Genomic DNA, 12,543 nt, shown 5'->3' with positions numbered 1-12,543 from the left:
CCTCATATGCCCACTCTATTTTAGCACCTTCTCCACGACTCAAGCTGCTTAAAAGTAAGCAAGTGGTAGCTTTTTTAACAGATGCATATCGATGAAGGGACCTAAAACGGATAAAACTTGAACTCTATTTGGATAGTCAAAAATCCTGCTGATGCCGATGATAAGTTCAACAGTAAAGGAGATTATCGAGATGGCTGGTTCATATATTGATGTACATTCATCAGCAGGTTCGTTTAAAGCATATCTTTCAGTACCTGAAGCAGGTAAAGGTCCTGGTCTTGTGTTATGTCAGGAAATTTTCGGTGTTAATGAAGTTATGCGTCAAAAGGCAGACTTTTTGGCTGAAGAAGGTTATACCGTTATTGTTCCTGATTTATTTTGGCGTATTCAACCTAATGTAGAACTCGGTTATACCGAAGAAGACTTTCAAAAAGCATATGACTTATATACTCAATTTAATCAAGATCTGGGTATTGAGGATATCAAATCTACAATTGAAACACTCAAATCCCTTGAAACAGTTGATCAAGATGCAGGTACTGGATTGGTCGGATACTGCCTAGGCGGTAAATTGGCATATCTCGCAGCTTGCCGCATTCCAGATTTAAAGTGTTCTGTTTCTTACTACGGTGTAGGAATCGAGCAAAACCTAGAAGAAGCAGTCAACATTCAATCCAAACTGGTTCTTCATTTTGCTGAACAAGATCAGTTCTGTGATTCTAACACTCGTGATCAAATCCTACTTGCTCTGCAAAATAACTCAAAAGTCGAAACATATATTTATCCAGATGTTGATCATGCCTTTGCTCGCCCACAGAGTATGCATTATCACAAGCCTAGTGCACTCATGGCACATGAAAGAACCATTACAGCTTTACGCAAAGCAATAGGACCAAATTACGACCTTGCTGCGCTATGGGAAGAGCATGTTCGATTTGAATTTGACACTCGAAATGTTCCAGACACGATGGCAACAATGGTGGCAGAGCCTTATGTCAATCACATTCCAACATTGACAGGTGGCGTCGGCTACAAACAATTAGCTCGCTTCTATCAATACCATTTTGTTCATAACAATCCAAAAGATATGAAACTGACGCCTATTTCACGAACTGTAGGCGCAACTCAAGTCGTTGATGAATTCATTATGAGTTTTACTCATGATGAGGAAATTGATTGGTTAATTCCTGGAATTAAACCGACGGGAAAATATGTAGAGATTCCAATGCTCGGCATTATCAAGTTCCGTGGACCGAAACTATGTCATGAGCATATCTATTGGGATCAGGCAAGTTTACTGGTGCAAATTGGCGTATTAGATCCAACTGGACTACCTGTTGCAGGTGTTGAAACTGCCAAGAAACTTTTAGATGAAACTTTACCCTCAAATGAACTGATGCCAACTTGGCCATCCAGTGAAAATAAACCGATTGGCGAATAAAGGAACTCATTCTGACAATCAGAATTAAGATGAAGGATTATGATCATGTTAAATGAAATGACACCTGTAATACAGTTGGAGCAACGCTCGTTACGCCAACTCTTAGGTCAGTATGCAACTGGGATTACAGTAGTAACTGCATTAGATTCAAATCATAAAAAAATTGGAATGACAGCGAACTCATTTACTTCTGTATCGCTTGATCCACCTTTAATTTTATGGAACATCGCAAAATCTGCGACACATTTCGAAGATTTCAAACAGGCAGAATATTTTGCCATCAATATCTTGAGTGAAGATCAGTATCAAGAGTCTAAGCATTTCTCAAAATCTTCTGATGACAAATTCGAAGGCTTAGATGACGTTGATGAGTATATGGGCATCCCCATTCTAAATAAATCCTTAACCACTTTTGTTTGTCGTCAGTATGAGCTTCATGAAGCTGGGGATCACTACATTATTGTGGGGCAAATTGAAGCCTGCCGTAATCAGCTTGGAAATCCATTGGTGTTCCATAACGGGCAATATAAACAAGCAAATCTTCATCAAGCATTTGCTGGTGTATAGCGAATTCACGAAATTTAAGGATTTTTTAAAATGAATCAACATCACTTTTTCAATGATAATCGCTTTCTACTCGGCTCATTTGCTTCTAACTGCTCAGGTGGAATGACCATTTCAACTCTTGAAGATCGATGGAGTGCGAGCTGGGAAAAGAATCTCGAACTTGGAAAAATGCTAGATGAAGCTGGTATCGACTTCATGTTACCGATTGCTCGCTTTACAGGCTATGGCGGTGAAACAGACTTTCAGGGAACAATTTTAGAGACCATGACTTGGGCGGCCGCATTATTGGCTTTAACCAAAGACATTACAGTTTTTGCGACAATTCAGACCGTCCCCAATCATCCAGTTGTAGTTGCCAAGCAGATTGCAACGCTATCTGAGATTAGTCAAGGTCGTATTGGACTCAACATTGTTGCAGGCTGGAATAAACCTGAATATGAAGCACTCGGTCTACATTTACCTGATGATCACGAAACTCGTTATGGTTATGCGCAAGACTGGTATGACCTGATTAAAAAAGTATGGACCAGTGAAGAAAAATTTGATTTTGAAAGTAAGTTTTTCAAAACCAAAGGAACTTATGGAAAACCAAAACCACTTGTACATCCGCCTATCTTCAATGCTGCTGGTTCAAAAAATGGACGTGAATTTGCCGTTAATAATGCGGACTTTCTTTTTACACCAGCTTCAGATTTGGGCAGAAGCAAGATTGAAATTGATGAGCTTAAACAAGCAGGTCGCGACGTAAACCGAGAAGTCAATGTGATGACCTTTTCCCATGTCATTTGCAGACCTACACAAGAGGAAGCCAAAGCAGAATGGGATCGTCAATTAAACAATGCTGATACTGTTGCCGTTGACAATCTGATGAGCTTAATGTTTGCACATGCTCAAAGTTTCCCAAAAGAGGTTCAACAATCGATACGTGATGCAATGAGTGTAGGCCATGGTGGCTTTCCATTAGTCGGTACACCTGAACAAGTTGCGCAAGGTATTTTAGATTTAAATGAAGCTGGTTTTAGAGGAACGACACTTTCATTCCTCGATTATAGCCGCGAATTTCCGTATTTCCGTGATCATGTTTTACCAATTTTGGAAAAGCATAATATTCGTTAATCCACCACTTAAGCCGACAGTTTCACTGTCGGCTTATTTATTTTAAGAGGGAATTTAGCTGTGAATTATATTTTAAAGGGGTTATTCACTGGATCAATCTGCTTTGCATTAGGCACTGCAGTTCAAGCGGCAAATTGGAGTGATACTTCACTGGCTGTCAGTTATGGTCAAGATTTCTCAGAACCATTTAAAGACGGTGATTTTGACAAATATATTTTTAGTCTTGTACACCTAAGCGGCTATAAATATGGCACCAATTTTTTTCAACTCAATATGCATCAATCCTCAGCTGAACCAAATGCAAACAAAGCTTCTGGTCGAGGAGCTCAAGAGGCATATGCAATTTATCGTCATACCTTAGATATCCCAAGTATCACGCAACACAAACTGAATGATTCTAGTTGGTTCAAGACATATGGTTTTACAGTAGGTTTTGACTGGAATACAAAGAATGATGATTATGGTTCAAATCGACAAATGTATGTTGCTGGTCCAAGTGTTACATTAAATACACCAGGCTATCTTAATCTCAGTTTGCTAGGCTATTACGAGAGCAATGATGCTAATGTACTGAGTAAAAAATATACCTATGATCCTTACTTAGCACTTCAAGTGCTTTGGGATTTTCCTATTATGCAATCGAATTGGAATTATCAAGGCATAGGTGTTTGGATGAGTACCAAAGGGAAAGATCCTTTTGGTGAGCCTACCGCCAGTGAAATCTTTGTAGACATGTCTTTAATGTATTCTTTACTTAAAGATAAATCTGCCAATCAACCAAAATTGAAAGCTGGGATTGCTTATCAATACTGGAAAAATAAATATGGTAATGATGCATCTGGTGTTGCTGGTTCAGGAGCGACCGCGAGTAGCCCTATGTTACGTGTCGCTTACCACTTTTAAATAACATATCAAATTAATCTAATTTAGTACCAAAAGAGTATTTTTATATTCTACTATTTTAGATTAATTTATTTATTTGAGATAAAACAAAAAAAGCAAAATCATGGATTGATTTTTGCATAAGTAATGATAAGCAAGCTAAGGATAGAGGTATTTATGTATAGCCAGCAACACAGGTCTATTTCTACGATTCAATCACATACGCAGAATATTCATGATGCCAACCATTGTCTTGATTTAATCATTGGCCCACATGATTTAGTCGATTTTAATCAATATGAACCATTGGATTTTAGTTTTAATGGATCGCAAATCGGTCGTATGATTATTGGGGATTTAACATATGGTAAAGATGTAATTTTCAAAACGCATACGCATGAAAATATGAACCACTTTTGTATAACGCGCCCTAAAAATGGGCGACCACTATTTAAAAAAGATGGTCAAACTTTTTACGCCTGTTATGATCAAGCATCCATTGTTTCACCTGAAGATAAATTTGAACTAATTATTGACAAAGACTGTGTGCAAACATTCATTTCTTTTTCAAAGACTTTTGTTGAAAAAATACTTTCAGATTTAATCTCTCAGCCAGTTACCGAACCTTTGGTATTTCAAAATGTGATGGATCAAAACAACCCGAAAATTAAAGCATGGTGGGATTTAATTGACAGTATTAAAAATTTCACAAACAATTTTACCAATACTTCATTTTTTCAAGAAATGCGCTCAGATTTTGAATATATTATCGTGAAGTCATTATTATTATCTCAACCCAATAACTATAGTGATTTAATTTATAAAAATACTTTAGATTATCCTGACTTCTTTACTCGCTTATTAGAATTCATACAAAAAAATATACATCAAAAAATTGAAATTTCAGATTTAGAATATGCATCTGGATTAAGCAAAAAAAAGCTGAATACAATTTTCAAAAAATATTTAAAATGCAGTCCAAATGCTTATATACGCCATTACCGACTTAAATGTATTTATAATGAAATTTCACAGTCTACGCATAAAATTAATATTACTGAAATTGCTTATAAATGGGGTGTTACACATTTAGGTCGTTTTTCACTTGAGTATAAAGATGCATTTGGGGAAAAACCGAGTGAGACCTTAAAAAAAATTATTGAAAGGCAAACAGGCAGTGCTCAACTCATTCATTAAAACACTAAAAAAAAGCTAACTCAATTGAGTTAGCTTTTTTGTGTTTTATCGATTAATCGATAAAATTTTGTCCACCCATATAAGGACGTAAGACTTCAGGAATCTCAATCGAACCATCTTCACGTTGATAGTTTTCCATCACCGCGAGCAAAGTACGACCAACTGCTAAACCTGAACCATTCAAAGTATGAACAAACTCTGTTTTCTTTTGATCAGCACGGTAACGAGCTTTCATACGACGAGCCTGGAAATCCCCCATGTTTGAACACGATGAAATTTCACGATAGGTATTTTGGCTTGGTACCCAAACTTCTAAGTCATAAGTCTTCGTTGCACCAAAGCCCATATCACCACCGCATAAGATGATTTTACGATATGGCAATCCAAGCGCCTGTAAAATACCCTCAGCATGCCCTGTCAACTCTTCCAATGCTTGCATAGAGTCTTCAGGTTTAACAATTTGAACCATTTCTACTTTGTCAAATTGGTGCTGACGAATCAAACCACGTGTATCACGGCCATAAGAACCAGCTTCACTACGGAAACAAGGTGTATGAGCAGCATATTTCAATGGTAGACGCTCAGGATCAATAATCTCATCACGCACAAAATTGGTCACAGGCACTTCAGCAGTTGGGATCAAGTAATATTCTTTGTCACCTTGAAGCTTGAACAAATCTTCTTCAAATTTAGGCAACTGACCAGTTCCACGTAATGAATCAGCATTCACTAAATACGGTACATAAGCTTCTGTATAGCCATTTTTCAATGTATGAGTATCTAACATGAACTGCGTTAGTGCACGTTGTAAACGTGCAAGCGGACCCTTGAGCACACTGAAACGAGTACCTGTTAACTTAGTCGCTGTTTCGAACTCGAGTCCACCCATCCACTCACCAAGATCAGTGTGATCTTTAATTTCAAAGTTGAATTCACGAGGCGTACCCCATTTTAAAATTTCAACGTTGTCATTCTCATCTTTGCCCTCTGGCACCGACTCATGAGGTAGGTTTGGAATAGAAAGTGATTTTGCTTCAATTTCAGCTTGTAGTTCTGTTAACGCAAGCTCAGCGGCTTTAATTTCATCTCCGATCGCGCTCATACGAGCCATGATTTCAGAGGCATCACCACCTGCTTTTTTGATTTGACCAACTTGTTTAGCACCCGAATTACGTTCTGCTTGTAAAGCTTCAGTCTTAGACTGAATTTCTTTACGACGAGCCTCTAAAGATGCCCATTCTTCTACGTTGAGTTGCACGCCACGTTTAGCTAAGGCTAAATTTACAGCCTCTATATTATTTCTAAGTAATTTCGGGTCGATCATGGTTAATCTTTTCAGGGAAAAAAACTGCCTATAGTGTAAGCGCTTCGTTAAAAAAAATACAGTCGAAGCGCTGACAGCTGAAGCTTATTGAATCAAATTAAAATAGAGTCAATTACTCAGCAGTGAGTTTGGGTAGATTTGGAAGATATTCTGACTGTATCAAACCATTCACACTCACATAAGGTAAAGTGAGTTCAGACATTCCTTCAGCATAGGACGCGAGCTCATACAGCGGATAAACAAAGACGATACCATCAACTCCGTAATAGAAATTGTCGCTTAATTCGAGTTTATCTTGTTCAATATTGTGATCTGTAAGCCACATACTATTAGCACTATAAAGTGTTTCTAATAGCTTTTTATTTTGACCTTTCACAATTAAATCTTGTAGTGCTATTCTTTTTTTAGTTTTTAAATCGAAATGAACATATTCTTTATGGTACATCCCATGTGCTGCACCAGCAGGATATACATAGCTCAGATATTCAAAACTCGCTATATTCTGATGTTGACTTAAATAACGTACCACAGTCTGACTTTGACTCAACTTCAGCGGATCAACAGTTTTAGTCTCTGAGCTCTTAGTAGCCGATTGGAATGGTATAGGGTCTGCTTTTTCTATCCGATTTTTAAAATACGTATTAATCCACGGATGATTAGTTTCAACCGTTTGGAATGAATATTCTGTACACCCTGCCTCATCGCATACTTGCTTCTGTTTAGGCTTTAATTCGACGTTCTCCGATTCGATATACCAAGATTCTGATTGTTTTGCTTGCGCAGCAGTCTCATTGCTTTTTTTAATTTCTGCATCAGATTTAGGCTGACAAGCGCCTAACATGATCATTGATGCACAAATAACACTCAATTTTCCAAACCGATTCATGTGTTTTAGCATATAGCCTCCAATAAAAATGAGTGTTTAACACAGAGACTATAAATTCTAGATGACATGAATTCAGTTGAAATTTGTAGTTAAAAAAAGCAGCGATAAACGCTGCTTTTATATTATTGGTCGATAATGTCTGTGCCTTTAGGCGGTGTAAAGTTAAATGTTGAATCCGGAATACCTGCATTCACTTTCACATTACTAAATTTAACGTGTGTAGTTTGTCCTAATGAATCTTCTAAAATCATTAAGCTTGGCGCTTTATTTGCACCGAAACTAATGGTCAGACTCTGAAAGGCACCATCTTTCTGCTTAGGATATAACGTGTAATAAGTTTTAGCTTTATTTGGCTGTGTTACACGATATGACTGCATAATTTGGTTGGTATTACCAGACAATAATAATGCTGGTGTATTGGCAACTTGCTCATCCATATTTTGACGAATTGCCTGCTGTAGATCTGGGTCATAGATCCAAATCATCTTTCCAGAAGTCACAATTGTTTGTTTTGCTGGTGCTGTAGTTTCCCAATAGAACTTACCTGGACGAGCAACTTTCATCACCCCAGTAAAAGTCTGATTCATATGTTGAGCACTCAAACCTTGTTTTTGTGGTGCTTTACTAGATTTAGTTGCTTTCGTTGTTTGTTCAAAATTTGCCGTTAAACTTTTTATTCCGTTTAATTGACGAACCAAGTTTGCGGTCGCTTGTTGCTCCGAAGCAGCCACTGGCGCTGCGAAAACTTGAGTGCTTGCGACTGGTGCCATCATTGCAGCACTCATTGTAATTGCACCAATCGTTTTACGAAGCATTGTCATGATCCCACCTTTTGTTATTGATCATCATTTGATATGGAGTCATCTTAAACCAAATTTGATCGCTAATAATTGAGAAAATAAGAACTTTTGTATTATTATTTAGCTAAATTGTTGAAAATACTTCATCATTATGAAGATTCACTTCAGTTCAAAAACTTTCTTTCAGATATAAAAAAACCCACTCAAGAGTGGGTTTTTTGGTTATGCCTGATAAAACTTATACAGTTTCAACAGATACATAACGACGGCCAAATTGACCTTTAACTTCGAATTTGATCACGCCATCAGCGGTAGCAAATAAAGTATGGTCACGACCCATACCAACGTTAGCACCAGCGTGGAACTCTGTACCACGTTGACGAACGATAATGTTACCAGCAGTCACAGCTTGACCACCGAACATTTTAACACCTAACATTTTAGGATTTGAGTCACGACCGTTACGTGTCGAACCACCGGCTTTTTTAGTTGCCATGTCTATTTACTCCTCGTAATTAGCCTGAAATAGCTGTAATTTTCAACTCAGTGAACCATTGACGGTGACCTTGTTGTTTACGATAGTGTTTACGACGACGCATTTTGATGATGCGGATTTTGTCGTGACGACCATGGCTAACTACTTCAGCAGTTACTTTAGCACCAGCAACAACTGGAGCACCAATTTGAATGCTATCACCGTTCACTAACATTAATACGTCATCAAACGTAATAGTAGAACCAGTTTCAGCTTTCAATAATTCAACTTTAAGGGTTTCACCCTCAACAACACGGTGTTGTTTACCACCGCTTTGGATTACTGCGTACATAATGTACTCCAACAGACCCGTGTCGTCGTGCCGATAAAGGAATATATCGATCTTAAAACGAACGCCACTGGGGGTTATTCAAGGGCAAGGATTTTAAGTGATAATGAAATAAACAACAAGGTCTTTTGTCTAAAAGTTAACTTTCATCCCGAAATATCTATTTCTTACATGAAAATAACAATTTGCTGATTGATTAAACTATATTTATTCACAAAATGAACTACTTCGAATATCAAATAACGTATCAAGTTTTATTGGTATTATGAAGATTAAATCACAAACATGAATAGAAACTGAACAACATTAAGAAAATCATGCATATTCATGTGGCAAAGCGACCAAAACTTTCACTTAAATTGTTACACTAGCTGAGTAACATCTACTGTTTGTATAAGGACTTCATTGTTATGGCCATCGATTTTAAGCAAGACATTCTCGCACCTGTTGCTACAGACTTTGCTGCGATGGACCAACTTATTAATGAAGGAATCAGCTCTAAAGTTGCTTTGGTGATGTCAGTCAGCAAACATGTGGTTGAGGCAGGTGGTAAACGCATGCGTCCTATTATGTGTTTATTGGCTGCTCGCGCTTGCGGTGAAACTAACCTAGAGCATGCCCAAAAGTTAGCTGCAATTATTGAAATGCTGCATACCGCTACACTGGTACATGATGATGTCGTAGATGAGTCTGGGTTACGCCGTGGTCGTCCTACAGCGAATGCAACATGGAATAACCAAACCGCTGTCCTCGTTGGAGACTTCCTGATTTCTAGAGCTTTCGATTTGCTCGTAGATTTGAACAATATGGTGTTATTAAAAGACTTCTCAACAGGAACATGTGAAATTGCTGAAGGAGAAGTACTTCAACTGCAATCTCAACATCAACCTGAAACCACTGAAGCGACTTATTTAGATATTATTCACGGCAAAACATCTCGTTTGTTTGAATTGGCGACTGAAGGCGCTGCGATTCTTGCCAATCAACATCAATATCGTGAAGCACTCAGAAAATACGCAGGTCATTTCGGGAATGCATTTCAAATCATAGATGACATACTCGATTACACCTCTGACGCAGAAACACTTGGTAAAAATATTGGCGATGACTTAATGGAAGGTAAGCCAACACTGCCACTGATTGCTGCTCTACAAAAAACTTCTGGAGCAGAGCACGATATTATCCGTCGTAGCATCACTACAGGTGGTACTGAACATTTGGATCAAGTGATTCAGATTGTTCAAAACTCTGGTGCACTAGATTACTGTCGCGAACGTGCTGTTGAAGAAACTACAGCAGCTCGTGAGGCATTGTTACAACTGCCTGAAAGTATTTATCGTCAAGCGCTTGATAATTTGGCGCAATTAGCATTAGATCGAATCCAATAAACTTCAACTAAAAAAATTTGCGTATGCATATAAACTTTAATGATCTTTTTAAACAAATGCAGGAGCAACTTGACCATCATCAAGCTGCTCCAGACGAAAACATACTCATTGAACTCGTTAATCGCATCCGTCCATCAGACAGTTATAACCTAGAAGAAATTAATCAAAAATTTCAGGCGTTGATACAAGCGTTATTAATTACGCCGACTGCTGCCACCACTTTTCAAGCCTATATCGTTCATCTGATCAATCGCTATAAACAAACCACTATTTATGCGGACAGTGGGATTCTTTCTCTAGATGGTTTTTGGAATCAGTTGGGTCAACGAATGGGAGCGCATGTTCTTCCCCTTTTGACCGATGAAACTGATCTAAAAGATTTAGTCTTCCGTGTCTTTCATTTACGTAGCGATAAATATTGGCTAGAAAATATTGAAGATCAGCAATGGATTCAGTTTTTTCAGATTGTCAATCAAAGTAATGGCAGCTTAGATGCAAAATTTGGCATCAAACGCGACATGATTAAAGCCATTACAGTTTTATCTTACCGTATCAGCGGTATTGGACTTTATCCTGAGTTCATTAATGCACAACCAGAACTGACTGAATATGAGTCACCTTTTTTGGTGCAGAATCGTGAAATCATTGAATTTATTGAGCTATACAAAAAACATTATAGTGAAGCTGATGATCTTACTGAAATGGTCGTACCCGACGCCAACCAGGCTTTGGTGATGATCGAGCAGTGCCGCGATGTCGTTTTGAAGATTCGTCGTGCTACGAAAAGAATTGGGGTGAGTTTAAGTCTCACTTATTTATTGTCTTTGCTTGAACAATGTTTAGATCGTATTGAACTATTACTGAACTTATTGACAGAAACTGGAAAAGTTCAATACTTAGCACTAGCTGAGTTATGTCAAGATTTAGTTGCGGCTCACTATGAGGAGCGAAGTGTTCGAGAGCTTTTAAAAACAAACAGTGAATTAATCGCATTACAAGTCACTGAAAATGCCAGTAAAACAGGCGAACATTATGTAAGTACCAATAAAGCTGGTTTCTTCAGTATGTACAAATCAGCCGCAGGTGCAGGCGTCATTATCGCTATCATGGCGACCTTGAAGATTCTCACTGCGCGCATCGCCATGGCACCTATCATGCAAGCCTTCGCGTATAGCATGAACTATGCATTAGGTTTCATGTTGATCCATGTACTCCATTTTACGGTTGCAACCAAACAACCTGCTATGACTGCAGCTGCCCTAGCCGCGACAGTTCAACAAAAGAAAGGGTCTCGAACTGCACAAATCGCAGAACTTGCTGCACTGATTATCAATATTATCCGTACGCAGTTTGTCGCTATTCTCGGCAATATTTCCATTGCAATCCCGGTTGCAGCATTGATCACCATGATGTGGCCGTTGATTTTGGGTGAACAATTACTCAATCACAGTAAAGCAACATATTTACTTCATAGTTTAAATCCTTTTACATCCCTAGCAGTCCCACATGCAGCTATTGCAGGTGTATGTCTATTTTTATCTGGTTTGATCGCAGGTTACTTCGACAACATGGCAGTGTATCGTAAAGTCGGACCTCGCTTAAAAGCACATCATCGCTTAAAAAACTGGCTAGGTGCTGACAGACTGGAAAAGTTTGCAAACTATATTGAACGTAATTTAGGCGCACTAGCCGGGAATTTCCTTTTCGGAATCATGCTAGGCAGCATGGGGACAATTGGTTTTATTCTTGGTCTGCCTTTAGATATTCGCCATATTGCCTTTGCTTCAGCAAACTTTATGCAGGGCCTATTGAGTATCAATGGCACACCTGAAATAGGACTCATTATTGTTTCATTCCTTGGTGTATTATTAATTGGTTTGACCAACTTATTTGTCAGCTTTAGTCTCACTATTATTGTGGCATTACGCGCACGACGTGTTCGTTTTGAACAATGGAAACCTCTGGCAAAATTAGTATTTACTCACTTTGTTACACGACCAATGGACTTTTTCTGGCCCCCAAAACAACCTTTAGAGGTCGAAGATCCAATTTCACCAAAGAAATCTTCTCATTAGATATTTGTGTTATTTTTTGTGCTAAAAATAAGATGCACATTGT

Annotated in this window: 12 protein-coding genes; 7 read left to right on the top strand and 5 right to left on the bottom strand. The window is 38.2% G+C overall.

Going from position 1 to position 12,543, the window contains the following annotated elements:
• Window positions 1-190: 190 nt before the first annotated feature.
• From AC1M83_RS10580 to AC1M83_RS10560, 5 genes are all read left to right on the top strand, one after another.
• Window positions 191-1,441 carry a dienelactone hydrolase family protein gene (locus AC1M83_RS10580; RefSeq protein ID WP_035267873.1) on the top strand — a complete coding sequence of 417 codons (1,251 nt, stop codon included), beginning with the start codon at window positions 191-193 and terminating at the stop codon, window positions 1,439-1,441.
• A gap of 45 nt (window positions 1,442-1,486) precedes the next feature.
• Entirely contained in the window at window positions 1,487-2,008 is a 522-nt protein-coding gene (locus AC1M83_RS10575) for a flavin reductase family protein (RefSeq protein WP_179997732.1), read from the top strand.
• Between the two features lie 30 nt (window positions 2,009-2,038).
• Entirely contained in the window at window positions 2,039-3,124 is a 1,086-nt protein-coding gene (locus AC1M83_RS10570) for an LLM class flavin-dependent oxidoreductase (protein ID WP_481590632.1), read from the top strand.
• 60 nt (window positions 3,125-3,184) lie between these two features.
• Window positions 3,185-4,027 carry a hypothetical protein gene (locus AC1M83_RS10565; protein ID WP_257219853.1) on the top strand — a complete coding sequence of 281 codons (843 nt, stop codon included), beginning with the start codon at window positions 3,185-3,187 and terminating at the stop codon, window positions 4,025-4,027.
• 156 nt (window positions 4,028-4,183) lie between these two features.
• The gene (locus tag AC1M83_RS10560) at window positions 4,184-5,203 is read left to right on the top strand and encodes an AraC family transcriptional regulator (protein ID WP_481590631.1); all 1,020 of its coding nucleotides are present in this window, start codon (window positions 4,184-4,186) and stop codon (window positions 5,201-5,203) included.
• 52 nt (window positions 5,204-5,255) lie between these two features.
• Here the strand turns inward: AC1M83_RS10560 and serS are convergent, their stop codons facing one another.
• The 5 genes from serS to rplU all read right to left on the bottom strand — a co-directional run bounded on the left by serS (window position 5,256) and on the right by rplU (window position 9,040).
• Window positions 5,256-6,527: a serine--tRNA ligase gene (serS, locus tag AC1M83_RS10555; RefSeq protein ID WP_035267865.1), complete on the bottom strand. Its 1,272-nt coding sequence runs from the start codon at window positions 6,525-6,527 to the stop codon at window positions 5,256-5,258.
• Between the two features lie 112 nt (window positions 6,528-6,639).
• The gene (locus AC1M83_RS10550; protein ID WP_481590630.1) at window positions 6,640-7,425 is read right to left on the bottom strand and encodes an RsiV family protein; all 786 of its coding nucleotides are present in this window, start codon (window positions 7,423-7,425) and stop codon (window positions 6,640-6,642) included.
• Between the two features lie 110 nt (window positions 7,426-7,535).
• Window positions 7,536-8,234 carry an outer membrane lipoprotein periplasmic chaperone LolA gene (lolA, locus tag AC1M83_RS10545; protein ID WP_035267863.1) on the bottom strand — a complete coding sequence of 233 codons (699 nt, stop codon included), beginning with the start codon at window positions 8,232-8,234 and terminating at the stop codon, window positions 7,536-7,538.
• 217 nt (window positions 8,235-8,451) lie between these two features.
• Complete coding sequence (gene rpmA, locus AC1M83_RS10540; RefSeq protein WP_035267862.1) at window positions 8,452-8,709, bottom strand: 50S ribosomal protein L27; 258 nt, start codon at window positions 8,707-8,709, stop codon at window positions 8,452-8,454.
• A 19-nt stretch (window positions 8,710-8,728) separates the two neighbouring features.
• Window positions 8,729-9,040 (bottom strand): 50S ribosomal protein L21, encoded by a 312-nt coding sequence (gene rplU / locus AC1M83_RS10535; protein ID WP_035267860.1) that lies wholly within the window; start codon window positions 9,038-9,040, stop codon window positions 8,729-8,731.
• 407 nt (window positions 9,041-9,447) lie between these two features.
• Between rplU and sdsA the strand changes: the two genes are divergently transcribed.
• Together sdsA and AC1M83_RS10525 are read left to right on the top strand one after the other, a co-directional pair.
• Window positions 9,448-10,425, top strand: a complete 978-nt coding sequence (gene sdsA / locus AC1M83_RS10530) for an All-trans-nonaprenyl-diphosphate synthase (RefSeq protein ID WP_035267858.1) — start codon at window positions 9,448-9,450, stop codon at window positions 10,423-10,425.
• A gap of 23 nt (window positions 10,426-10,448) precedes the next feature.
• Window positions 10,449-12,500 carry a site-specific recombinase gene (locus tag AC1M83_RS10525; RefSeq protein ID WP_180027964.1) on the top strand — a complete coding sequence of 684 codons (2,052 nt, stop codon included), beginning with the start codon at window positions 10,449-10,451 and terminating at the stop codon, window positions 12,498-12,500.
• The last annotated feature ends 43 nt before the right edge of the window (window positions 12,501-12,543 follow it).

It is taken from the genome of Acinetobacter sp. 25-47-130, assembly GCF_056779705.1.
The sequence above is the reverse complement of the archived record's forward strand: the minus strand, read 5'-3'. Positions and strand labels throughout refer to the sequence as shown.